Genomic DNA, 24,807 nt, shown 5'->3' with positions numbered 1-24,807 from the left:
TCGGAACGGCGAAGGAAGGCGAGAGAAGGGGAGGAAAGGAAGAGCGAGGGAATGCGAGGGAGGAGAGGGTTGAGAGTGGCGATACGCGGCCGGCCGGGTCCGGGGCCGGGTCCCGAGCGGGGCCAGGGCCGGGACGGGGGAGGGGGGTCGAGACCCGCCCCGGCCTGGCGGCATCGGGGGTGCGGCGGCCGTCAGTCCTCGGGCCACTCGCCGCCGCGGCGCACGGTCATCAGCGCCTGTGCGAGGGACTCCACGGTCGTACGGGCGAACAGCACCCGCACCGGGATCTCCAGGCCGAACTCCTCCTGGAGCTTCAGGGCGACCCGGGTCGCGACCAGCGAGTCGCCGCCCAGTTCGAAGAAGTCGTCGTGCGCGCCGACCTCGTCCGCCCACAGCGCCGCGGCCCAGGCGCGGGCCACCGCCCGTTCGGCGGCATTGCGGGGCGCCACGAACTCCGCCTCCAGGGCGGGGCGTTCGCCGTCCGGAGCGGGCAGCGCCGCCCGGTCGGTCTTGCCGCTGCCGGTCAGCGGCAGCGCGTCGAGGAAGACGAACCGGGCGGGCACCATGTAGCCGGGCAGGGTGCGCCCGCACCAGTCGCGCAGCGCCGTCACGCCGAGCGTGCGCCCGGCGGCCGGCACACAGTACGCGACGAGCGCCCGCTCGCCCGGTACGGCGTCGTCCCGCACGGTCACCACGGCCGCCGCCACGTCCTCGTGGGCGAGCAACGACGCCTCGATCTCGCCGAGTTCGATCCGGAAGCCGCGCACCTTCACCTGGTGGTCGAGCCGTCCCAGGAACTCCAGGTCGCCGCCGGGCCGCCAGCGCGCCAGATCCCCGGTGCGGTAGACGCCGCCGGCGAAGCGCTCCGCCGTCAGATCCGGCCTGCCGAGGTAGCCGCGGGCCACGCCCGCGCCGCCGACGAGGAGTTCGCCGGGCACCCCGACCGGAACGGGCCGGCCGTGCTCGTCCACGACCGACACCTCGGTGTTGGGGGACGGCCGGCCGATCGGGACCGGGCCCGCCGCCTCGGTGATCTCCGCGAGGGTGGCGTACACCGTGGTCTCCGTCGGACCGTACCCGTTGACGACCCGGCGGCCCGCGCGCAGCATCCGCGCCGCCAGCTCGGCCGGCAGCGCCTCCCCGGCGGTGAACACGGTCAGCTCGCGCCGGGTGTCGCCGAGGGCGTCGAGCAGCGGCCGCCAGGCCGACGGGGTGGCCTGGGCGAGCGTCACGGAATGCCGGTCGATCAGGTCGGCCAGCGCGCGCGGGGTGTGCACCTGCTCACGGGTGGCGCCGATGATCCGGCCGCCGGTGACCAGCGGCAGGAACAGCTCCACACCCGCGATGTCGAAGGTGGCGGAGGTGGTGAAGAGCACCCGGTCGCTCTGCGGCGCGGGGAAGGTGTCCCGCATCCCGTACAGCAGGTTGACCAGCGAACCGACCGTGACGGCCACGCCCTTGGGCGTGCCGGTGGAGCCGGAGGTGTAGAGGACGTACGCGAGATCGTCCGGACCCGCGCCGGCGAGGGAACCCCCGGCGGGCTCGTGCGCCGCGATCGCCGCCCGGTCGGTGTCCACCGCGACGAGGGCCCGGCCCGGTCCGGCGAGCCGGCCGCGCAGCGACTCCTGGGTGACGACCACCGGTGCCGCCGTGTCCGTGAGAACGAACTCCAGCCGCTCCGACGGGTGTTCGGGATCGAGCGGGACGTACGCCCCGCCCGCTCGCAGTACGGCGAGCAGCGCCACGATCAGCTCGGTGCCGCGCTCCAGGCACACCCCGACCGGCACGTCCCGGCCCACGCCGAGGTCCCGCAGATGCCGGGCGAGCCGTCCGGCCCGGATGTCCAGCTCCCGGTAGGTGACCTCCTCCTCGCCGAAGACGACGGCGACCGCGTCCGGGGTCCGGGCCGCCTGCACGGCGAACAGGCCCGTGACCGTGCCGCCCTGGGGGTAGGCGGCCGGGTTGCGACCCCAGGCGCGCAAGGTCGCGAGCTGTTCGGGCGGGACGACGTCCAGTTCGCCGAGGGCGGCGCCGGGCCGCTCGCGGACGTCCGCCAGCAGATGGAGCAGGGAGCCCGCGAACCGCTCGGCGGTGGCCCCGGCGAGGACGGCGGGCCGGTAATGGAGCCGGAGCGAGAGCCCCCGTTCCTCGTCGTCGGCCCAGAACAGCGCCAGGTCGGGCGCGCCGAACCCGTCCGGAGCGGTATATCCGGCCGAGGCCTCGCCGAACACCGCCCGCACCAGCGGGTGATGGCCGCCCGAGTGCTCCGGTCCCGCGCCGAGCGCCGCCGCCACCTCGGCGAACGGCGTCCCGGCATGCGCCCGTGCCTCCCGTACGGCCGCGGCGACCCGCGCCGTCGCCTCGGCGAACGTGCCGTCCCCGAAGCCGGCGCGGACCACGACCAGGTTCCCGTCGACCGGGATGCCGACGGCCACGTCCTTCGTCCGGGCCCACCGGCCGAGCACCACGCCGTACGCGGCGAGCAGCACCTCCGGCAGCCCGGTGCCCAGTTCGGCCGCGGTCTTGCGCAGAGCGTCCACCGTCGAGGCCGGGACGGCGACCGGAAGCCCGGCCAGGGGCGGACCGGCCTCGACGGCCGCCGGGCCCGGCCGGTCGAGCGGCAGCTCCAGCGGCTCCAGGCCGTCGAGCGCGGCCCGCCAGTAGGCGGTCTCGTCCAGCGCGCCTGTCATGATCCCTCCCGGGTGCCGAGGATCCGCGCCAGAGCGATGCGGTCCGTCTTTCCGTTGTCGTTCAGCGGCAGCCCGTCGAGCAGCCGGATCCGGGCCGGCACCATGTGCAGCGGCATCCGCTCGCGCAGCCAGGCGTCGAACGCCGCCGGTTCCACCGCGCGGCCCGCGTAGGCGGCGGCCAGCTCGCTCTCGCCGTCCTCGGCGGTCACCGCGACCACCGCCACGTCCACCACCTGCGGATGGCGCCGCAGCACCGCCTCCACCTCGCCGATCTCCACCCGGTGGCCGCGCAGTTTGACCTGCTGGTCGAGCCGGCCGCAGTGGATCAGGACGCCGTCCTCGCGGCGGACCCGGTCGCCGGTGCGGTACCAGTGGCGGTCGGTGAGCGGCTCCGAGCCGTCGTACACGACGGCGGGGCCCGTGCCCTCCTCGTACGAGCAGAACCGGCCCGCGTTCTCCCGCGGGTCCAGATAGCCGTCGAAGCGCTGCGGGCCGCGTACGCACAACTCGCCCTGCTCGGCGGGCAGTCCGTCCTCGTCGAGGAGGACGCCCTCCATGTGGGGGTACATCGTGCCGATCGGCACCGTACCGCCCGGGTACGCCGGCCAGGATGAACTCGGGCCGGTGAGGCGGTGGTTGGAACAGCACAGGGACAGCTCGGTGGGCCCGTACACATTGTGGATCTCGGAGTGCGGGGCCACCTCGCGCCACAGGTCGACATGTTCCCGGGTGACCGGCTCGGCGCCGAAGACGCTGTGCCGCAGGGTGACCGCCCGGCCCAGCGGGAGAGCACCGAGCCGCTGCGCCTCGCGGATCACCGAGGGCACCGAGAACCAGTGGGTCAGCCCGCGCTCCACGATGAACTCGACCGGCTGGTACAGCTCCTGGGCCGAGGGCACCACCAGAGTGCCGCCCCCGCCCCAGGTGGCGAACAGATCGAAGGCGTGCGCGTCGAAGGTCAGGCCGAACACCCCCGACAGGCGGGAGCCGGGTTCGATCCCGAAGCGCGGGATGTTGTGCGCGAGGAACGGTGAGAAGTGCCGCTGCAGGATCGGTACGCCCTTGGGCTGACCGGTCGAACCCGAGGTGAACAGGAGGTAGGCCTCGGCGTCCAGGTCGTCCGGCACCGGCGGAAGGATTTCACCCGAGGGCGTGCCGGCGGCCCGCTCGGTGTCGTCCAGCTCCAGGACGGTCGGCCGGTACCGCTCGGGCAGCACCCGGAAGAGATCCGCCGAGCGGGAGCCGACGAGCGCGGCCTCCACGCCGGCGCGCTGGGCCACGTCCAGATTGCGCTGCGCGGGATGGTCCGGGTTGAGCGGCAGCACCCCGGCGCCCAGCCGCTGGATCGCCAGATAACCGGCGTACGCGGCGACGGACCGCGAGGCGACGAGCGCCACCCGGCGCGGTACGCCGCCGTGCTTCCGTACGATCCGCTCGGCCAGCGTCAGGGCCAGCGCCCGCAGTTCGGCGTAGGTGAGGACCTCGTCGCCGATCTCCAGGGCGGGCCGGCCGGGCAGCCGCAGGGCCGAGTTCTCGAACCGCCGGTAGAAGGTGAGCTGTCGCGCCGGATCGGCCGGATCACCCGGACCGGCCAGGGGCACGGGCGTGGGCGCGGTGGGGGTCTCGGCGGTCATCGGTTCCTCGATATCCACGTGCGTTCCAGGTTCTCGACCAGGTCGGGGCTGTGCAGGCGCCGGCTCTGCTCGATCGCGTAGGCCGCCATGTAGCGGCGCAGTTCGTCCTCCGGCTCTTCGTGCGCGTGCAGCACCCGCCGGTTGCCCAGGACGGCCGGGGCGGCGAGGGTCGCGGCGGCCTCGGCGACCGCCGTCTCCATCCGCTCCTCGGGCACCACCTCGTCGCACAGCAGCCGGCCCTCGGGGGAGTCCGCCTCGATCCGCCGGTCCGCGAAGATCATCTGACGGGACAGCCGGTTGCCGCCCGTCCTCGGCAGCCGCAGATTCGCGACGCCCGGGATGATGCCCTCGCGCAGCGCGGGCAGCGTCAGATACGCCCCCTCGGCGCAGATCACCCGGTCGAAGACCAGCAGGATCTGCGCGCCGCCGCCGATCGCGAACGAGTCCACGGCCGCCACCCACGGCTTCTCCACGGGCTCCGGCCACCAGTCGCGGCCGTCGTCCGGCACGCTCAGACCGCGCAGGATCTTGTGGATGTAGCCGAGTTCCCGCGTCAGGAAGAAGTCGATCAGCGAGATCCGGCCCTCGTACAGCCGGGTGAGGTTGATGCCGGCGCCGAACACCCGGCGGCGGGCGTAGCGCGGATGCGTCATCGGCCCGCCGCGCATCACGCCGACCCGCACCGAGTCGTCGAGGAGCACCAGGTCCACGGCCGCCTCCAGGGCAGCGACCAGCAGATCGTCCTCGGCGTTGAGGAACGCCGTGTTGGCCACGGTCACCTCGCCGACGTCACCGCGCCGTTCGACCGTGACCACACCGAAGTCGGCGCGGCCGGTGGCCCGGAAACCGCTGAGGGCCGCGAGCGCCCGCTCGGTGGGCCGGCGCATCGCGTCCAGCAGATGCCGCCCCGACAGCTCCGAGCCGAGCAGGGCATGGAAGAAGATCCCGTGGTCGATCTCCAGACCCAGCTTCTCGCGCTGCGAACGGCATCGCTCCACTTCCAGCTCGGCCTTGGTCGGGACCAGACCGGGCACCGCGTCGGCCGCCGCGCCCGCCAGGTCGTCCAGCCGGTGGAACGCCCGCCGTCCGTCGGTCAGTTCCTCGTACAGCCGGTCCGCGTGCCGCTCCAGGAACCGCCGCCGCGCCAGCCGAGCCGCCGTGCGCAGCGGCCCGTGCGCCGGCTCGCCCGTCGATCGTCCCGCGAGATCGCCGAGGAAGCGGGTCAGCGCCGTGGAGTCGGTGTGGAAGTCCCCGGTGAGCCCGGGTTTTGGTGTCGTCGCCGTCATCGTGATCCCCCTTGAGTACGTGTGGTGCCCGTGGTGCGTGGGGCGCGTGCCGTGCGGGCCCGGGCACGGGCCCTCAGGGCCTGCTGCCGGGCCTGGCCCCGGTCCGCGCCGGCGTCCAAAGCGGCCCCGTCGCCGTCCCGGCCTGCGCCCTCGGCGCCGCGGCCTGGGCCGCTGTCGCCGAAGTGCGCGGCCATCGCCCGGATCGTGGAGTGCCGGAACAGGTCGATCACCTCGATCTCCCGGCCCAGCGCCGTCCGCAGCCGGTCTCGGAGCCGGACCAGGAGAAGCGAGTTCCCGCCCACGTCGAAGAAGCCGCTCTCCGCGCCGACCGCCCGCCCGAGGACCTGCTCCCAGGACTCCGCGACCAGTCGCTCCACCTCGCTCACCGGCCGCTCGGCCGCCCGCGCCGTGTCGCGTGCCGCGCGCACCCCGGCCGCCTCGGCGACCGCGTCGAGCAGCGCGGCCCGGTCGGCACGGCCGCTGGGCAGCAGCGGCAGCCGGTCGAGCACCTCCAGCCGGGCCGGCAGGAGATGGCCGGGCAGGATCCCGGCGAGATGGGCGCGCAGGGCGTCGGCGCCGAGGCCGGTACCGGACCGCGCCACGACGGCGGCCACCAGGACCCCGTCGGCGCCGGCGGGTGCCCCGGATCCCGCCGGGCCGGTGGGGGCTCCCGGCGGCCCGGCGGCCACGATCACCTCGGCCCGGGCCACGCCGGGGTGGGCGAGCAGCGCCGTACGGACGTCCAGCGCGGCCACCCGGACCCCCGAGACCGTCGTCCGGTCGACGGCCCGCCCGGCGAACTCCAGCCGCCCGTCGGGCGTCCGGCGCGCCAGGTCGCCGGTCGCGAAGAGCCGGCCGCCCGGCTCCGTACCGTACGGGTCGGGCCGGAACCGATCGGCGGTCGTCCCGGGGTGCCCCAGGTAGCCCCGGGCGACGGCGGCGCCGCCGATGTGCAGCTCGCCGACGACCCCGGGCGCGGCGAGGCAGCCCGCGCGGTCCAGGACATAAGCGGTGGCGCCGGCCGGAGCGCCGAGCTCCGCGGTCCCGCCGTCCCCGGCAGGGGCGGCCAGCGCGGGCCCGCCCGTCTCGGCTGCCGCGTACAGCCGGTGCACGGCCACACCGGGCAGCCGCACCGGGCCCCACGGCTCGCCCGCCGCGAGGACGTACCCGGGCTCGACCCCGCTCTCGCCGAGGGAGTCGAGCGCCGACGGCGCCGCGCACACCGTGCCGGTCGCCTCCCCGAGGGGAATCACGACCCGGCCGCCGCGCACCAGCGGGGCGAACAGCTCGAAGATGGCGCCCGGCGCGTCCGGCGCCCCCACCGGGACCACGGATTCCAGTGCCCCGGCGGGCAGTTCGCGCGCGGCCCAGCGCAGCCGGGACGCGAGCTGCCGGTGCTCCAGGACCACGGGCAGCGGCTCGCCGGTGGCGCCGGAGGTACGCAGCACGGCGGCGGCGTTCCGGGGACGGACGTCCGGCCCCGCGCCGGCGACGGGCGGGCCGTCCGGGGAGGCGGAACCGTCGGGGTCCGCCTCCACCACCGCGACCTGCGTGTGGTCGAAGAGCGGTGCGGCCACCGGGTCCGCCAGGACGACCCCGAGATCCGCGTCGGCCACCGCGAGCCGCAGCAGGAAGGCGGGGAGGTCGAGGGGCAGGGGGACACAGACACCGCCCGCCTTCCACACGGCCAGCTCGGCGGCGATCAGGGCGAAGGAGACGGGGGCGCAGACGCCGACCCGTACCTCCGGACCGACACCCCGCTCGCGCAGCCGCGCCGCCTGCCGCTCCGCCGCCGCCTCCAGCTCGCGGTACGTCCAGGTGCGCGGCCCGGCGGCCACGGCGACCGCGTCCGGGGTCCGCGCCGCCTGGGCGGCGACCAGCGCGTGGACGCACTCCTCCACGGGAGCGTCGCCGGCCGCCGGGTTTCCCGCCGCCAGCAGCGCCCGGTGCTGGGCCTCGTCCGGCCGCAGCAGCTCCGACACCCGCAGGGCCGGATCCGCGCCGACGCGTTCGAGGACGGTCCGCAGCCGGGCGAGCAGCAGCCCGGCGGTGGCGGTGTCGAACAGGTCGGCCCGGTAGTCGGCCACCGCGAGCAGCCCGCCGTCGACGGTCTCCAGGGTGTCGATCGCCAGATCGGCCTTGGTGGTGGGCAGCCGCAGCTCGGCGGCGCGGAAGACCGCGCCGCCCGCCCGGCGCTCGGCCGAGGCCGGCTGATGGGTGTACATGACCTGGTAGAGCGGATGGTGACTGGGATCGCGGGGGATGCCCAGGGCGTCGACGACCTCGTCGACCGGGAGATCGGCGTGGTCGAGCGCGTCGAGGAGGTCGCCGCGCACCCGGGTGAGGAGCGCGGTGAACTCCGGGTCGTCCGACAGGTCCGCCCGCAGCACGACCGGGCGCGTCAGATAGCCGACGAGCCCGGCGGACTCGACGGTGTCGCGGCCCGACACGGCCATGCCGGTGAGCACATCGGTGGTGCCGTACGCGCGGAGCACCACGTCCACGGCGGCCTTCAGCACCATGTACAGGCTGGCGCGCTTCCCCCGTGCCAGGGCGCGCAGCGGCTCCACGACGGCGGCCGGTACGAGCATGGTGTGGCGGTCCCCGGTGTGCCCGGCCGCCGGGCCGCGCGGGGCTCGTGCCGGCAACTCCGTGACCAGGGGCGCGCCGGCCAGCCGGGCGGTCCAGTAGCGGAGATTGTCGGCGCGGTCCCGCTCGTCGTGCGCGGTGCGGGCGGCGAGGAAGTCGCCGTACGCCACCGCGGGCTCCGGCAGCGGCGAGGGCAGGCCCTCGGCGAACGCCCCGTACAGCGCGGCCAGTTCATCGGTGAAGAGGGTGAGGGAGGCTCCGTCGAAGACGATGTGGTGGACGGCCACGAGCAGCCGGTGCGCGGGGGCCGCGGAGCCGGTGAGCCGGAGCAGTCGCAGCCGGAGCAGCGGACCGCCGTCGACGTCGAAGGGCTCCGCCGCGAACTCCTCGGCGAGCACGGCCGCTTCGGACTCGTCCACCGGCTCGGCGACGGGCGTCGCCGGGGTGCCGGACGCGACGCCGAGCACCGACTGGACAGGATCGCCGTCGGCGCCCTGGACGATCCGGACCCGCAACGCGGGGTGCCTGCGTACGAGTTCGGTGAGCGCGCGGCCCAGCGCGCCCTCGTCCAGCGGGCCTTCGATGTCGAGGGCGAAGGGCACGCTGAAGAAGGGGTCGCGCGGGCGTAGATGCGCGAGCGTCCACAGGCGGCTCTGAGCCCGGGTGAGCGGGAGCAGCGGCTCCCCGGCGGGCGCGTGGGGGGTCATGAGACGGCCTCCGATTCCGGGGCGGCGGCGCGGCTTTGGCCGAGCGGGGAGAGGGCGAGCACGATCGCGACGGGCAGCAGCACCGCTCCGGTGAGGACGATCGACCAGCCGATGCCGGCCAGGTCGGCGGCGGCACCGCCGACCACCACACCGATGATCATGAAGTTGACCATGAGCGCGTTGAGCAGACCGACGCCTCGGCCACGCAGCTCCTCGGGCAGATCGCTGAGCAGGGTGTTGGCGACCGGCACCTGGAAAAGCCCCGAGCCGAGACCCGCCACCAGGCACCACAGCAGCACGACCGCCACGCCGAGGGTGTCCCGCAGCCGCTCCGTGGGGGCGAGCAGCAGCAACGACACGGCGAACAGCGCGATCGACCAGACCAGCAGCTTCCGGTCGCCGGCCCGGCGCACCAGCGGCGGTCCGACCAGCGCCCCGACGACTGCGCCGGCGCCGAACCCCGCCTGCGCGAGGCCGTAGTCGAACGCCCCGAGACGGAAGCCGGAGAGCAACTGGGTGTTGAGGTTGGTGGAGAACAGTCCGAGGGCCAGCATCACCGGAACGAGGACGACGGCGAGAAAACGCAGCGACGGCACGGCCATCACCCCGCCGAGCCCGACCCGCAGCGACCGCCAGTACGACTCGCGGGTGACGCCCGCCGCGGCCGGCACGGGCACCTCCTTCAGCACGGCCATGGAGCCGAGCAGCAGCGCCGAGATCACGAAGGTCGCGGCGTCGGCGACGAAGACCACCGGGACGCTGCCGAGGGCGAGCAGCACGCCGCCGAGGGCGGGGCCGACCAGGTTCAGGGTGTGGTTGGTCGACTGGAACAGCGCCACCGCCGTGGGGATGCTGTGGCCGCGCACGATCAGCGGGATCGCGCTGATCCGCGCGGTCTCGAAGAACGCCTTGCCGATGCCGCTCAGCAGGATCAGCGCCAGCAGCGGCAGCGGCGAGTCCCGGACGGCGATCATGAGCAGCGCCAGGACGGCCCGGACCAGGTCCGAGCCGACCATCAGGACCCGGGCCGGCACCCGGTCGGCCAGCGGCCCGACGAAGGCGCCGAGCACACCGGACGGCAGCAGCTGGGCGATGACGACCAGGGATACGTACAGGACCGGGTTCGACGTCTCGGTCGCCACCACGTAGATCAGGGTGATCTTGGTGATGGCGTCACCCAGGAAGGACGCCACGACCGCCAGCCAGTAGCGGATGTACGTGCGGTCCTTGAGCAGTTCAAGCATGTGTCCCACCGTTCTCGTCCGTGCCCGCCGTGCTGCGCAGCACCTCGTTGAGGACGTCCGCGACGCCCTCGACGTGCGGATGGCGCATCATCGTGTAGTGGTTTCCGGCCACCGTGCGGACGTCGATGTCCCGGCCCGTCAGCTCCCGCCAGGAGCCGGACGGGTCGTGTTCCTCCTGCGCCGCGCGGATCAGCGTGACCCTGCCCTTGACGGCGTCCGGGCGGAAGTTCCACAGCAGGCGCAGATTGGCCACCCACAGGTCGAGCACGTCCGCGATCTGCTCGCGCCCGGCGTCCGGCGGCAGATAGTCCGAGGCCCGGGCCAGGCCGAGCAGATAATCGAGGTGCTCGTCCGGGGACATCCCGCGCAGCTCGTCCACCGGCTTCAGCCGGTCGCCGTAGTCCCACTGGAGATTGGCGGCGACGGCCTCCACGATGTCGGCGCGGTCCGGCTCGTCGCCCTCGGGGACGACCGCCGGGGCGTGCGAGTCCATCATGATCACGGACACGTCCGCGCCGTCCTTCTCCAGCTCGGCGGCGACCGCGTAGGCGTTGGCACCGCCGTAACACCAGCCGGCCACGGTGTACGGCCCCTCGGGCTGCGTCTCGCGGATCAGCCGCGCGTAGGCCGCGGCCCGCTCGCCGAAGCCGTCGAACGGCAGCCGGCCGTCCACCGGCGGCGGCGAGGCGAGCGCGTACACCGGCCGGCCGCCCTCGACGAGGCCGGTGAACGGCATGTAGCAGACCACCTCGCTGCCCGCGGGGTGGGCGAAGAACACCGGGGCCGCCGGGCTCTTCGCCCGGTCGGCGCCGCCCGCCGCCCCGCCGAGCTCCACCAGGTGGACGCCGTCCTCCTCGGTGTACCCCTCGCGCAGCATCCGCGCGAAACGCTCCACGGTCGCGCCCCGGAAGATCGCCGCCATCGGCAGCCGGCGGTCGTACCGGCGCTCGATCTCCGCCATCAGCCGCAGCACGAGCAGCGAGTGCCCGCCGAGCTCGAAGAACCCGTCGTGCAGACCGACCGGCGAGACCCCGAGGACCTCCTCCCAGATACGCGCGACCTCCAGCTCCAGGGCGTCGCGCGGCGGGACGTAGCCGGCCGTGCGCTCGGCCACCGGCGCCGGCAGCGCCCGGCGGTCGATCTTGCCGCTGGTGCCCAGCGGGAAGGAGTCGAGCCGGACGACGACCGACGGGACCATGTAGTCGGGCAGGAAACCGCGCAGCAGCTCCCGCAGTTCCTCCTGCGACGGCGCCGTGTCCTCGCCGGCCTCGACATAGCCGACCAGGCGCTTGTCGCCGGGCCGGTCCTCGCGGACCAGGGCCACGGCGCGCCGCACGGCCGGATGCCGCTCCAGGCGGGCCTCGATCTCGCCCAGTTCGATCCGGAAGCCCCGCAGCTTCACCTGGCCGTCGTCGCGGCCGAGGAAGACCAGGGTGCCGTCCTCGCGCAGCCGCGCCTTGTCGCCGGTGGCGTACAGCCGCGCGCCCGGGCGGCCGGAGAACGGGTCGGGTACGAACCGCTCCGCCGTCAGCGCGGGCCGTCCTCGGTAGCCGCGGGCCACGCCCGTGCCACCCAGGTACAGGTCGCCCGGGACGCCGACCGGCACCGGGGCGAGCCGCTCGTCGAGCACGTACACCTGGGTGTTGGCGAGCGGGCGGCCGATGGAGATCTGCTCGGTGCCGCTGTCCAGCCGGTGCGCGGTGGACCAGATGGTGGTCTCCGTCGGGCCGTACACGTTCCAGGTGCGGCCCGGCTCGCGGACCAGGGCGGCGGCGAGCGACGGCGGCAGCGCCTCGCCGCCGACCAGGGCGGTGAGCCCGCTGTCGTTCTCCCAGCCCGCCTCCACCAGCAGTTGCCAGGTCGCCGGGGTGGCCTGGAGGAAGGTCGCGCCGGTCTCGGCGAGCACCTCGGCGAGCCCGCGCCCGTCGACGGCCTCCTCCTTGCGCACGATGTGCGTCCTGGCGCCGGAGATCAGCGGCGCGTACAGCTCCAGACCGGAGATGTCGAAGGTGACCGGGGTGACGGCGGCGAGGGTGTCACCGGGGCCGAGGCCTGTCTCGCCGGCCATGGCGATCAGCAGATTGACCAGATTGCGGTGGGTGACCTCGACGCCCTTGGGGCGGCCGGTCGAGCCGGAGGTGTAGATGACGTACGCGAGCCGGTCCTCGGCCGTCGCCGCGGGCAGGGGCCCGGACGGCGCGGCGGCGATGGCCGCCGCGTCGGTGTCCAGACAGACCCGCTCACCCGGACAATCCGCGAGCACGTCCAGATGGGCGGAGTGGGTCAGCACCATCCGGGCGCCGGCGTCGGCGGTCGTGTCGGCGAGCCGGGCCGCCGGATGACCGGCGTCGAGCGGGAGATAGGCGCCGCCGGCCATGAGTACGCCGAGCAGTCCGACGAGCAGGTCGGCCGAGCGGTCGAGGCACACGCCGACCACGGTCTCCTCGGTGACGCCCCGGCCCCGCAGATACGAGGCGAGACGCCCGGCCCGCTCCGTCAACTCCGTGTAGGTGAGGGACTCTTCACCGAAGGAGACGGCGACCGCGTCCGGCGTGGACTCGGCCTGACGGCGTATCAGAGCGTCCAGGGTAATCCCGGACTCCCGCTCGGCGCCGGTACGGTTCCACTCCACCAGCATCCGGTGGGCTTCCTCGGCGCCGACCAGCGAGAGATCCGCCACCGCCGTGCCCGGGTCGGCGACGAACTGCTCCACGAGCCGGGTGTACTGGCGGGCGAAGCGCGCCATCGTGGCGTCGTCGAACAGATCGGTGTTGTACTCGAAGAGACAGTGGAAGTGGTCCTCGGCGATGCCCGGGTCGTCGAAGACGCCCAGCATCACGTCGTCCTTCGCCGTCCGGTTGTCGAGGGTCAGTTCCTCCACCCGCAGGCCCGCCATCGGCGCCTGCTCCTCGTAGTGGAAGTCCACCAGGATGAACGACGACTGGAACAGCGGCGTCCGGCTCGGGTCGCGGTCGAGGTCCAGCTCGTCGAGGAGCGTGCCGAACGGGATGTCGTGGTGATCGAAGGCGCCCATCATCGTGGTGCGGGTCGCGGCCAGCAGCTCGCGCACCGTCATCCCGGGCCGCAGCGTCGAGCGCAGCGGCAGGACGGTGAGGAAGTAGCCCACCATCGGCTCGATCTCGGGCCGGCCGCGGGTGGAGGAGGTGGTGCCGACCAGGATGTCGTCCTGCCCGGACAGCCGGTGCAGCAGCACCTCCCAGGCGGCGAGCAGCAGCACGAAGACCGACACGCCCTCGCGCTTCGCCAGCTCCTTCACCGCGCCGGTCAGCTCCGGGGTGAACGGGAACTGGTGGCGGGCGCCGTTCGAGGTCGTCACCGGCGGGCGCGGCCGGTCCGTCGGCAGTTCGAGCACCGCGTCGGCGCCGGCGAGCTGCTTCTTCCAGTACGGCACGTGCCGGCGCGCGACCTCCTCGCGCAGCCAGTCCGGCTGCCACAGCGCGTAGTCCGGGTAGTGGACCTCCAACTCCGGGAGCTCCGGCTCGCGTCCGGTGGCGTACGCCGAGTAGAACTCGGCGATCTCCGCGTTGAAGATGCCCATCGAACCGCGGTCCCAGACCAGATGGTCCACCGCGCCGACGAGTACGTGCTCCTCCTCGGCGAGCCGGATCAGGGTCACCCGCAGCAGCGGACCCGCGACGATGTCGAAGGGGACGCGCAGCTCCTCCTCGGCGAGCCGCTCCATCTCCGGCTCGCGCAGCTCCGCCGCCAGGGACCGCAGATCCACCTGCCGGATCGGCACCTCCATCGACGGACGCACCAGCTGCACCGGCTTGTCGCCGTCCTGCGCGAAGGTGGTGCGCATCGCCTCGTGCCGCGCGACGAAGGAGTCCACCGCCCGCTGCAGCGCTTCCACGTCGAGGGCGCCGAGCAGCCGGGACGTGAAGTGCACGGTGTAGACCGGGTCTTCGGGGTCGAACTGGTGGATGAGCCAGATACGTTCCTGGTCCACCGTGAGCGGCACCGGGCCGTCGGCCGTACGCCGGGTCACCGGGCCGAGTACGGGCGCGGCCGAGGCGCGCGAGGCGCGCTCGCGCATCGTGCGGTCCAGCAGGGCGCGCTGGGTCGGGGTGAGTCCGGCGAGCCGGTCTGCGAAGTCGGTCACGACTGCCGCCCTTCCGCGGACCGGTAGCGGTCCTTCAGTTCGGTGAGGTGTTCCAGGCCCTTGAGCACCACGTCCGGCTCCAGACCGAAGTCGACGAGACAGGCGACCTCGTTCACCCCGATGTCCACCATGTCCTCGATCAGCGACTCGCACTTGTCGGGCGTGCCGAGCAGCGCGAGGGAGTCGAAGTAGCGGGCGAAGGTGGCGTTCAGCATGGCCTCCTGCCCCTCCTCGCCCAGCTTGGAGAACTCGCCGCCGATATTGTCCTGTTGGGCCAGGAACGTCTTCAGATAGCCGGTCAGGGGGCCGCGGACCAGCTCTCGCGCCTCCTCCTCGTCGGGCCACAGGAAGGTGTGCACCATGGCCGTGACGATGCCGGTGTCCGGATCGTGTCCGGCCTTCGCGCGGGCCTCCCGGTACGCGGCCGTCTTCTCCTTCAGATCCGCGGGGCGCTGCGCCACCAGACCGGTCAGCAGGTTCGCGCCGATCTCCCCGGCCCGTACGAACGTCTCCGGGCTGCCCTGCGCCGACACCCACACCGGCAGCTCCGCCTGGATCGGCCGGGGCAGCGAACGCACGCGCTGCGTGGAGCCGTCGGCGCGCGGGACCTCGACGTGTCCGCCCGCCCACAGCCGGCGGATCGTGTCGATCGCGTCGAACATCTCCTCCTTGCGGTGCGGGTAACGGGCCTGCCCGTCACCGGGGGCCAGGACGAAGTCGTCCGGGTGCCAGCCGGAGGCCGCGGAGATCGCGGCCCGTCCGCCCGACAGGTTGTCCACGACCGCCCACTCCTCGGCCGACCGCACCGGATGGTGCAGCGGCAGCACCGTGCTGCCGGCCCGGAGCTGGATCCGCTCCGTCACCATGGCGAGGGCCGCCGCGAGCACCGACGGGTTCGGGTACAGGCCGCCGAAGTCGACGAAGTGCCGCTCCGGGACGGAGATGCCGCTGAAGCCGTTACGGTCCGCGAACCGGGCGCTGTCCAGCAGGAGTTGGTACTTCCCCGGACCGGCCGCCGTGCCGTCGCCGGAGAAGAAGAACAGACTGAAGTCCATCCGGCTGTCCGCCCGCCGCGAGCGGCGCGGCACGGCCGTTCTCGCCGTACGTTCCCGCTCGCCGCCGCCCACCTCCTCGGGTGCCTTCTGTCCCCGCTCCCGCAACTGCTTCTCCAGTACGGCACGCTGGCTCGGCGACAGCGAGGCAAGGCGCTCCTGGAGCCGCCGCGCGGCCCCGGAAGCGTCGGGCTCCGCCGGCCCGGCTGCTCCGGTCGCGTCGTTCGTCTGGGTCGCTTTCCCGGCCATCGTCACGCCTCGCCCTTCAGCTTCGCCTCGGCCTCGTCCGCGGACAGGCCCTCGATCTCGCGCAGCAGCGCCTCGAACTCGTCCATGCCGATCGCCTCCGCCTGGTGCGACCGGATGGCCGCCGCGAGACCGGCCACGGTCGGCGCCTCGAAGACGGCGCTCATCGGAAAGTCGCCGTGCAGCGCGCGCAGCCGGCTCACGATCTGGATGGCGAACAGCGAGTTGCCGCCCAGCTCGTAGAAGTCGTCGTCCGGACCGATCGGCGAGGCGCCGAGCATGTCGCGCCACACCCGGGCCACCGACTGGGCCAGTTCGTCGTCCGGCCACACCGTCGCCGGGTCCCAGCCGTCCTCGGCGGCCTGCCGGCCGCCACCGAGCGTGTCGGCGAACGAGGACGCCGTCAGACCCGCCTGGTCGGCGAGCACGTCCTGGAAGTCCGCCCGCGACACCACGACCCGCGGAAGTCCGCCGGCCAGCGCCGCGCGGGCCAGGCTCAGCCCCTCGGCCACCGGCACACCCTGCTCGTGACGCAGCCGCTCGTAGCCGGCCCGTACCTCCGGCAGCCCCGCCATCTGCTGCTCGAACCAGTCGTCCCACGCCCACTGCGCCACGTCGAACGCCACCGCCGTGCGCCCGGCGCCCGCCGCGGCCTGCGCCCAGGCGTCGGTGAACGCGGCGGCCGCGGTGTTCTCGGACTGGCCGAAGCCGCCGATGACCCCCGTCGTCGACGAACCCACGAACAGGAACACCTCCGGTCTGTCCGCGAGCAGTTCGTCCAGCAGCAGCGTGGAGCGCACCCGCGCGGTGAGGACCGCGTCGAAGTCCGCCCGGGTCTTCAGCGCGACCAGACCCGAACCCCGCGCCTCCGGGAAGTGCAGCACCCCGCGTAGCCCGTTCACGCCGAACGACTCCGCCGCCCCGGCGAGGACGTCACGCGCCCGCTCCGGGTCGGTGAGATCCGCCGCGCGGTACGAGACACGGTCCGGCCGGTCCGCGAGCAGCGTCGCGAGGCGTTCGCCGTCGGGCACCTCGGCGTCGCCCACGAGCAGCAGCCGCGCCCCCGACTCCGCCAGATGCTCGGCGAAGCTCAGCCCCGCCTCGCCGGGCAGCCCGGTCACCACGAACCCGGCGTCCTCGGGCCAGGCCCGCTCCGCCGCCACGGGCGCGAGAGCGACGGGCGCGAACGCCCGCAGCAGCCGCCGCCCGCCCCGGTACGCCACCGGCGACCGTCCGTCCGGTCCGTCGGGTCCGTCGGATTCGGCCCGTCCCGTCAGTTCGGCGACGAGCAGACCCGCGACCGTACCCGGGTCGTCGGCGGAACGGACGTCCACGGTCCGGCAGGACAGCCAGGTGTACTCCTGCGGCAGCACGGTCACCGCGCCGAACACGGTGGCCCGCTCCGGCCGCACCACGGCCGTGCCGTATGCGTCCTGGAGATCGTCCGTGACGACGTCGAACCGCACCGGGCGGTCCTCGCCCGACTCGCCGACGGCCTGCGCGAGGCTCACCAAGGCGTGGAAACCACGGTCCAGCGCCACCGCGTGACGTCCGGCGGCACCGGCTCCGCCGTCGTCCGGCTCCGCCCCGAGGACCGACCAGGCGTGCAGCACCCGGTCGGGCAGGACTCCGTCGCCGCGCAACTCCCGTACGACTCGCGGCAGATCGTCCGCCGACGCCGGGTCGGCGATGAACTCGCCCTGGCCGGACCGCGCGTAGCCGGTGCCCTCGCGGACGGTGACGATCGTGTGCCCTGCCGCGCGCAGCCCGGCCGCGACCTCGTCGGCGAGCCCGTGTCCGTCGGCGAGCACCAGCCAGGCCGACGGGGCCACGCCCGACTCCTCGCCCGGCGCCCCGTCCGCCCCGGGCCGTCCGGCCGGGGACAGCGCAGCGGGGTGCCACACCGGGGCGTACGTCCAGCGCGCCGGGTCCCGGCGGACACCGACAGCGCCGCGGTCTTCCGGCCTCGGCAGCAGATGGCTCGGCCCTCGGAACGGGTAGGCGGGCAGCGGCACCCGGCGCCGGAACCGGCCGCCGTGCAGCGCCGTCCAGTCGACCGCCACGCCGCGGCGCCACAGCTCGCCGAGGCCCTCGCGCAGCGCGTGGCCCTCGGCCGGGACGCCGGCTCCGTCGCGCGGGCGACGCAGCAGCGTCACCACCGGCAGCGGCTCGCCGTGGGCGCGGACCAGACCGCTCAGCTGGCTGCCGGGCCCGGCCTCGACCATGACCACGGGACCGCGCCGGGCCAGTACCGAGACGCCGTCGGCGAACCGCACCGGCCGCCGGGTGTGCGCCACCCAGTACTCCGGGTCGGTGGCCTGCTCGTCGGTGATCCAGGTGCCGGTCACATTGGACAGGAACGGGATCGACGGCGTGTTCAGGCTCACCGAGCGCAGCACCTCGGCGAGCCCGGGCAGCGCCGGCTCGACCAGCCGGGTGTGGAAGGCGTGGGAGGTCTCCAGCTCCTTCACGGAGATCCCCCGGGCCGTAAGGACCCGCCGCGCCGCGGCGACCTCCTCGGGGGTTCCGGCGACCACGCACGAACCGGGCGCGTTGACGGCGGCGACCACGGCACCCGTGCCTTCGACCGCCTCGGCGGCCGCCCGTTCGTCGAGCAGCACGGACAGCATCCGGCCGGGGGTGAGATCCTGCATCAGCCCGGCCCGCCGCGCCACCACCTTCAGCGCGTCCGCCAGGCTGAACACGCCCGCCAGCGTGGCCGCGACCAGCTCGCCCAGGCTGTGCCCGGTCATCGCGTCCGGCCGCACACCCCACGACATCAGCAGCCGCGCCACCGCGTAGTCCACACAGAAGACGGCCGGCTGGGTCCAGCGGGTCTGCCGCAGCCGCTCGCCCGCCTCGGCGCCCTCGGCGAAGACCACCCGGCGCGGATCCGCGCCCATCAGCGGCGCCAGGATGTCGGCACAGGCGTCGAACGCCTCGCGGAACACCGGCTCGGCGCGGTACAGCTCCGCACCCATGCCCGCGTACTGCGCGCCCTGCCCCGGGAACAGGAACACGGTGGCCGGTGCCTCGGTGTTCTCCGCGACCGGCTCCGCCGCCGGTACGGTCCGGCGGAGCGCGGCGACGGCCTCGGCGCGGTCGGCGGCGACCACGGTGCGGCGGTGGGGGAGCGGCGCCCGGCCGGACTGGAGGGTGTACGCGATGTCCGCGAGGCTCGCACCGGCACCGGCACCGGCACCGGACTCCAGGGCGTCGGCGAGCCGCTCGGTGACGGCCCGCAGATCCTCCGGGGAGCGCGCCGACAGCGGCAGCACCTGCCGGTCGCCCTCGGTGTCCGAGGAGACGCGTTCGACCTCGGGAGCCGCCTCCAGGACGACATGAGCGTTGGTGCCGCCGATGCCGAAGGCGCTCACACCGGCGCGCGGCGGCTCCTGCGTCCTGGGCCACGGCAGGCCCTCGGCGTCCACCCGGAACGGGCCCTTGTCGAGGGCGAGTCGCGGATTGGGCGCGGTGAAGTGGGCGGTCGGCGGGATGTACCGGTGTTCCAGGGCGAGCGCGGCCTTGATCAGACCGGTCACCCCGGCCGCCGCGTCCAGATGCCCGATGTTGGACTTCACCGACCCCAAGTGAACCGATCCCGCAGGCAGTTCGGTGCCGAAGACCTCGGTGAGCGCCTGTACCTCGATGGGGTCGCCCAGCGGGGTCGCGGTGCCGTGCGCCTCGACGTACTGGACCGAACCCGGCTCGATCCCGGCGACCGCCAGGGCCTCGGAGACCACCTCCGCCTGTCCCCGTGCCGACGGGGCGGTGAAGCCGATCTTGGCGGCGCCGTCGTTGTTGACCGCCGAGCCGCGGATCACCGCGTGCACATGGTCGCCGTCCGCCAGCGCGTCCTCGAGCCGCTTCAGTACGACGACGGCCACGCCGTCACCGGACACGGTGCCGCTCGCCTCGGCGTCGAACGGGCGGCAGTGCCCGTCCCGGGCCAGGATCGCGCCCTCCTCGTAGCGGTAGCCGCGCGGCTCGAACTCCCGGACCGCCACACCGCCCGCGAGCGCCATGTCGCACTCCCGTGACAGCAGCGACTGCACCGCCAGGTGCACGCCGACCAGCGACGACGAGCAGGCGCTCAGCACGGTGAAGCTCGGCCCGGTCAGACCGAGCCGGTACGACACCCGCAGGCTCAGCGTGCCCGGGTCGTTGCCGACGGCCACCTGGATCTCGTCCGACACCCGGCCGTCCGCGCCGCCGTGCGGGATCCGCTCGCGCAGATAGCCGCTGCCCGAGACACCCGCGAACACACCCGTCCGCGCGTCGTACGCCCCCGCCGGATAGCCGGCCCGCTCCAGCGCCTGCCAGGAGGTCTCCAGAAGCAGCCGGTGCTGCGGGTCCATCAGCTCGGCCTCGGAGCGGGTGATCCCGAAGAAGGCCGCGTCGAACCGGTCGTAACCCTCCAGCGGGAAACCGGACTTGACGAGCGCCGGATCGGCGAGCAGCTCCTCGGAGACCCCTGCTTCGAGCAGCTCCTCGTCGGTGTAGCGGGTGGCACCCTCGGCGCCGGCCGTCACCAGCCGCCACAGCGCCTCGACATCGGGGGCCCCGGGGAAGCGCCCGCTCATCCCGATGATGGCGACGGACTGCTCCGGCAGCTGTGCCCCGTGCTCTCGCGCGGTCATGCGTTCCCCTTGTCGGTGTCGTCGTGGCGGTCGGCGAGCAAGTCCTCCAGCGCGCCGGCGAGTTCGCGTACGGTCGGCAGATCGAAGAGCAGCCGCAGCGTCACCGGTGCCCCGAGTCTCTCCTTGGCCACGGCCACGGCCTGGGTGGCGAGCATCGAGTGCCCGCCCAGTTCGAAGAAGTCGTCGTCGAGTCCCACCCGGTCGACGGAGAGCAGTCCGGCCCAGATGTCGGCGAGGGTCTTCTCGACGGGTGTCGACGGCGCCGCGAAGTCCGCTTCGAGATCGGGCCGTACGGCCTGTGGCGCGGGCAACGCCCGCCGGTCCGCCTTGCCGTTGAGGGTCAGCGGCAGCCGGTCCAGGGCCACGAACACATTCGGCACCATGTACGCGGGCAGCGTCCGCGCCAGGTGCTCGCGCAGCTCGGACGGTCCCACCGCGTCCGCCCTGCCCGCCGGGACCCAGTAGGCCACCAGGCGCGGGTCGCCCGCCGCGTCCTCGTCCACGATCACCACGGTGTCGCGGACCTCCGGATGCCCGGCGAGCGCGTTCTCGATCTCGCCCGGCTCGATCCGGTAGCCGCGGATCTTCACCTGGTGGTCGAGCCGCCCCAGATACGCGTGGTCGCCGCCCGCCAGCTCCCGGGCGCCGTCGCCCGAGCGGTAGCGGCGGGCGCCGGGCACGGCCGCCTCCGGGTCCGGCAGGAACCGCTCGGCGGTGAGCGCCGGACGGCCGAGGTAGCCCCGGGCCACCCCCGCGCCGCCCACGTACAGCTCGCCGGCCGTCCCCGCAGCCGCCGGGTCGCCGTCCGCCCCGACCACCCGCATCGTCCAGCCGTCGAACGCCCCGCCGATCAGGCTGTCCCCGGCACCGGCACCGGCCAGGTCGGCGGCGGTCATCCGCCGGTACGTGGAGTGCACCGTCGTCTCGGTGATCCCGTACATGTTCACCAGCTCGGGCCGGTCCTCGCCGTGCCGCGCGAGCCACGGCCGCAGCGTCCCGGGCGACAGCGCCTCTCCCGCGAACACCACGACCCGCAGGGCCAGTTCGGCCGGAGCGCCGCCGCGCCCGGCGGTCTCCTCCTCGTACCGGACGAGCTGCCGGAAGGCGGCCGGCGTCTGGTTGAGGACGGTCACGCCCTCATCGCGCAGCAGCGCGTGGAAGTCCTGCGGAGAACGGCGTACGTCGTCGGGGACGACCACCAGACGGCCGCCGTGCAGCAGCGCGCCCCACATCTCCCACACCGACACGTCGAACGCGGCGGACGAGAACATCGACCACACGTCGTCCGGGCCGAAGCCGAAGCGCTCCCGGACGCCCGTGAGCAGCGCCGTCACCTGACGGTGCTCGACCATCACACCCTTCGGGGTCCCGGTCGAACCGCTGGTGTAGATCACATACGCCAGGTTCGCGGCGACCGCCCCGCCACCGTCCGCCGGGGCCTCGTCCGGCCGGCCGGACACATCCGTGCCGCCCGGGCCGGTGAGCACCGTGTGCACGGCCCCGCCGACCCCGTCGATCCCGTCGACCGCGCCGGTCCGGTCCGTGACCAGGACCGCCGCACCCGCGTCGGCGAGCATGAACGCCTGCCGCTCGGCCGGGCTCGCCGGATCCACCGGCACATACGCCCCACCCGCCTTCAGCACCGCGAGCAGCGCCGTGACCAGCGTCGTGGTCCGCTCCAGGCGCACCGCCACCGGGACCTCCGGGCCGACGCCCAGGGAACGCAGATGATGGGCGAGCCGGTTGGCGTCGCGTTCCAGCTCCCGGAAGGTCAGGCGGCCGTCCGGGCCCGACACGGCGACGGCGTCACCGCGCAGCCCCGCCTGCCGCTCGAACCAGGTGTGCAGGGTCCCCGGCGCGGAGCCCCGTCCGTCAACGGTCAAGGTCGTGCTTCCTCTCGGTGCGTGGCGGTGAAGGACACCACGGCCGGCAGATCGCCGACCGGGGTGCCCGGGGAGGCGACGGCCTCCGCGAGGGTCCGCTCGTACGCGGCGAGCAGCGCGTCCGGCGTGTCCGGTCCGTACAGATCCGTGTCGTACTCGAGGAGCAGCTCCACGGCGTCCGCGCCGCGCTCCTCCACGTACAGACTGAGGTCGTACTTCGCCGTGTCCTGAGGGCCCGTCACATCCAGCTCGCACGGCCCGAGTCCGGCGAAAACCGGCGGGCGCCGCTCGCCCAGATGACTGAACATCACCCGGAACACCGGCGTGAAGTCCCGGCCACGCCGGGTGACCAGCGCCTCGACCAGCTTGTCGAAGGGCAGTTCCTGGTGGTCGGCGGCGTCGAGGACCGCCGCGCGTACCCGGCCGGTCAGGGCCCCGAAGCCGGGGTCGCCGGCCAGACCGGCCCGTACCGGCACCATGTTGATCAGGCAGCCGACCAGGTCCTGGAGCTCGGGGCGGGTGCGCCCGGCGGCCGGCATGCCCACCGTCACGTCCTTCGCCCCGGACCAGCCCGAGAGCAGGGCGTACAGCGCCGCCAGGTACGTCATGTTGGCCGTCGCCCGCGCCTCCTTGCCGAACGCCCGCACCGCGCGCACGAGTCCGGCGGGCAGCCGCCGGGTGGCGACGGCGCCGCGGAAGCTCTTGGAACGCGGCCGGGGCCGGTCCGTCGGCAGCTCCAGCGCGCGCGGATCCTCGCCGAGAACCGCGCGCCAATGGCCGATCAGGCCGTCCAGGGTGGCGCCGGTGAGCCGCGCGCGCTGCCACTCGGCGAGATCGGCGTACTGCAGCGGGGCCTCGGGAAGTCCCTCCGGCGTGCCGTAGAGCAGCCCCAGTTCACGGTAGAAGACCTCCACCGAGCCGCCGTCGACGGCCACATGATGGAAGGTCACGACAAGCCGGTGATCGTCCTCGGTGACCCGCACGAGCCGGGCCGCCAGCGGGGGAGCGGTGGCCAGGTCGAAGACGCGCCGGGCCTCCTCGCCCGCGATCCGCCGGGCCTCCGCCTCCGGATCGCCCGCCGCCGACACATCGGTGCGGGGCAGCGGGACGGGCGAGGGCGCCGCGATCACCTGGTGCGGCACACCGGCGGGCGCCGCGTACGTCGTGCGCAGCACCTCGTGACGGGCCACCACGGCGTCGAGCGCGCGGCCGAGCGCCGCCGGGTCGAGCGCGCCGCGCAGCCGCAGCACGGTCGGCACGTTGTAGAGCGTGGTCTCCGGATCGATCTGCTGCATGAACCACAGCCGCTGCTGGGCGAAGGAGAGCGCGGGCCGGGCGTCCGCGCCGCGCGGCAGCGCCCGCGGCGCGTCCGGCGCCGGCTCCGCAAGCGGCGCCGAGTCCCGGTCCGCGGCCGACTCCCGGCCGGGGGGTGCGGCGGGCGGCGCCTTCATCGCGGCGTCCACCACCTCGGCCATCCCGGCGAGCGTGCCCGCGCCGAGCAGGCGGGTGGGCGACACCGTGAGCCCCAGCTCCTCGTCGATCAGCCCGGCGAGCCGTCTCGCCGTCTCCCCGTCCCCGCCGAGCTTGGTGAACTCCGCACCGGGCGAGGGCTCTTCGGTACAGAGCAGCTCCGACCAGAACCGGGCCAGCTCCTCGAAGACAAAGCCACTCGCGGTCACGCGAACGCCACCCCCCGGCCCGCCTCGCGCACCGTACGGTGCAGCAGTTCCAGGAACGGCCCGGGACGCTCCCGGAAGTAGAAGTGGTCGCCCTCGAAGACATGCACGCCGACGGGGCCCGCCGCCGAATGGAGGCCCCAGCGGCCGGCGTCCGCCGGCGGCAGGCTGGGGTCGTCGTCGGCCGCGAACACGGTGATCGGACAGGGTGCGGTCGCCTCCGGTGCCACCCGGTACCGTTCCAGGGCCGCGAAGTCAGCGCGCAGCGCGGGCAGACAGAGCCGGATCAGCTCCTCGTGCTCCGCCACGTCCGGACGCGTGCCGCCGAGGCCCATGATCCGGGCGAGCACCGCGGTGTCCGCCTCCTCACCGGCCCCGTCGAGCCGCTCGGCGCGCGCCTCGTGATGGGAGGGCGCGGCACAGGCCGAGGCGACGAGTGTGGCGGGCCGGGACGCCGTACGGGACAGCCGGCGGGCCGTCTCGAAGGCCACGATCGCGCCCATGCTGTGCCCGAAGAACACCGGCCGCTCGACTCCGTGGGCGGTCAGCGCCCGTGCCGCCGCGTCCGCCATCGCCTCCAGCGACCGCACCGGCTCCTCGAACAGCCGGTTCTCGCGCCCCGGGTACTGGATCACCAGGAGTTCGATGTCGGGGTCGAGCGCCGTAGAGAGCGCGTGGTAGTAGCTGGCCGCGCCGCCCGCGTGGGGGAAGCACACCAGGGTGTGCTCCGCCGTCCGGTAGGGAGGGAAGCGGCGGATCCAGCGGTCCAGGGGCGTCTCAAGGGAGCCGGGGCGGCCGGACCCGCCGGGCCGGTCGGGGCCGGCGGATCCGTCCGGTCCGGCGGGTGTGTCGATGTGGTGTGTCAACGTGAATCCCTGTCGGAGCGCGTGCGTGCGTGACGGGTGAGGCGAGCGGGGCGGCGTGTGGGGACGCCCGGGGACCGAAGCCGGTCCGGCGATGGGGGTCCGGCGATGGTCCGGCGGCGGTCCGGAGGCGGTCCGGAGACGAGGAGGGCGCGCGGCCTCCGCGTACGCCGG

11 protein-coding genes are annotated in these 24,807 nt (G+C 74.3%); all 11 read right to left on the bottom strand.

Going from position 1 to position 24,807, the window contains the following annotated elements; genetic code table 11:
- Positions 1-191 precede the first annotated feature (191 nt).
- The 11 genes from ACGFRB_RS24980 to ACGFRB_RS24930 are packed head-to-tail and all read right to left on the bottom strand — an operon-like array spanning position 192 to position 24,636.
- The gene (locus tag ACGFRB_RS24980) at positions 192-2,690 is read right to left on the bottom strand and encodes an amino acid adenylation domain-containing protein (RefSeq protein ID WP_393246086.1); all 2,499 of its coding nucleotides are present in this window, start codon (positions 2,688-2,690) and stop codon (positions 192-194) included.
- On the bottom strand, positions 2,687-4,324 hold the full coding sequence (locus tag ACGFRB_RS24975; RefSeq protein WP_393246084.1) for an AMP-binding protein: 1,638 nt from the start codon (positions 4,322-4,324) through the stop codon (positions 2,687-2,689). The genes ACGFRB_RS24980 and ACGFRB_RS24975 overlap by 4 nt, the downstream gene beginning before the upstream one ends.
- Positions 4,321-5,610, bottom strand: coding sequence for an enoyl-CoA hydratase/isomerase family protein (locus ACGFRB_RS24970; RefSeq protein ID WP_393246083.1), 1,290 nt, complete (start codon positions 5,608-5,610; stop codon positions 4,321-4,323). The genes ACGFRB_RS24975 and ACGFRB_RS24970 overlap by 4 nt, the downstream gene beginning before the upstream one ends.
- Positions 5,607-8,906: a condensation domain-containing protein gene (locus ACGFRB_RS24965; RefSeq protein ID WP_393246081.1), complete on the bottom strand. Its 3,300-nt coding sequence runs from the start codon at positions 8,904-8,906 to the stop codon at positions 5,607-5,609. Before ACGFRB_RS24965 ends, ACGFRB_RS24970 begins: the two co-directional genes overlap by 4 nt.
- Positions 8,903-10,150 carry an MFS transporter gene (locus ACGFRB_RS24960; protein WP_393246079.1) on the bottom strand — a complete coding sequence of 416 codons (1,248 nt, stop codon included), beginning with the start codon at positions 10,148-10,150 and terminating at the stop codon, positions 8,903-8,905. Before ACGFRB_RS24960 ends, ACGFRB_RS24965 begins: the two co-directional genes overlap by 4 nt.
- The gene (locus tag ACGFRB_RS24955) at positions 10,143-14,273 is read right to left on the bottom strand and encodes an amino acid adenylation domain-containing protein (RefSeq protein WP_393246077.1); all 4,131 of its coding nucleotides are present in this window, start codon (positions 14,271-14,273) and stop codon (positions 10,143-10,145) included. Before ACGFRB_RS24955 ends, ACGFRB_RS24960 begins: the two co-directional genes overlap by 8 nt.
- Positions 14,270-15,574: a MupA/Atu3671 family FMN-dependent luciferase-like monooxygenase gene (locus ACGFRB_RS24950; protein ID WP_393246075.1), complete on the bottom strand. Its 1,305-nt coding sequence runs from the start codon at positions 15,572-15,574 to the stop codon at positions 14,270-14,272. The genes ACGFRB_RS24955 and ACGFRB_RS24950 overlap by 4 nt, the downstream gene beginning before the upstream one ends.
- Positions 15,575-15,576: 2 nt before the next feature.
- Positions 15,577-20,211, bottom strand: coding sequence for a beta-ketoacyl synthase N-terminal-like domain-containing protein (locus ACGFRB_RS24945; protein WP_393246073.1), 4,635 nt, complete (start codon positions 20,209-20,211; stop codon positions 15,577-15,579).
- Positions 20,208-22,094, bottom strand: a complete 1,887-nt coding sequence (locus tag ACGFRB_RS24940) for an amino acid adenylation domain-containing protein (protein ID WP_393246072.1) — start codon at positions 22,092-22,094, stop codon at positions 20,208-20,210. Before ACGFRB_RS24940 ends, ACGFRB_RS24945 begins: the two co-directional genes overlap by 4 nt.
- Positions 22,091-23,773: a condensation domain-containing protein gene (locus tag ACGFRB_RS24935; protein WP_393246070.1), complete on the bottom strand. Its 1,683-nt coding sequence runs from the start codon at positions 23,771-23,773 to the stop codon at positions 22,091-22,093. The genes ACGFRB_RS24940 and ACGFRB_RS24935 overlap by 4 nt, the downstream gene beginning before the upstream one ends.
- A complete protein-coding gene (locus ACGFRB_RS24930; RefSeq protein WP_393246068.1) occupies positions 23,770-24,636 on the bottom strand; it encodes a thioesterase II family protein in 867 nt (288 codons plus the stop codon). Before ACGFRB_RS24930 ends, ACGFRB_RS24935 begins: the two co-directional genes overlap by 4 nt.
- Positions 24,637-24,807 lie beyond the last annotated feature (171 nt).

It is taken from the genome of Streptomyces sp. NPDC048718, assembly GCF_043198875.1.
In the GTDB taxonomy this organism is placed as follows: Bacteria; Actinomycetota; Actinomycetes; order Streptomycetales; family Streptomycetaceae; genus Streptomyces.
The sequence above is the reverse complement of the archived record's forward strand: the minus strand, read 5'-3'. Positions and strand labels throughout refer to the sequence as shown.

Coding starts and splice junctions, on each gene's coding strand:
- ACGFRB_RS24950 (WP_393246075.1), bottom strand. CDS start 15,574: ATGGCCGGGAAAGCGACCCAGACGAACGACGCGACCGGAGCAGCCGGG.
- ACGFRB_RS24960 (WP_393246079.1), bottom strand. CDS start 10,150: ATGCTTGAACTGCTCAAGGACCGCACGTACATCCGCTACTGGCTGGCG.
- ACGFRB_RS24980 (WP_393246086.1), bottom strand. CDS start 2,690: ATGACAGGCGCGCTGGACGAGACCGCCTACTGGCGGGCCGCGCTCGAC.
- ACGFRB_RS24945 (WP_393246073.1), bottom strand. CDS start 20,211: ATGACCGCGCGAGAGCACGGGGCACAGCTGCCGGAGCAGTCCGTCGCC.
- ACGFRB_RS24975 (WP_393246084.1), bottom strand. CDS start 4,324: ATGACCGCCGAGACCCCCACCGCGCCCACGCCCGTGCCCCTGGCCGGT.
- ACGFRB_RS24965 (WP_393246081.1), bottom strand. CDS start 8,906: ATGACCCCCCACGCGCCCGCCGGGGAGCCGCTGCTCCCGCTCACCCGG.
- ACGFRB_RS24970 (WP_393246083.1), bottom strand. CDS start 5,610: ATGACGGCGACGACACCAAAACCCGGGCTCACCGGGGACTTCCACACC.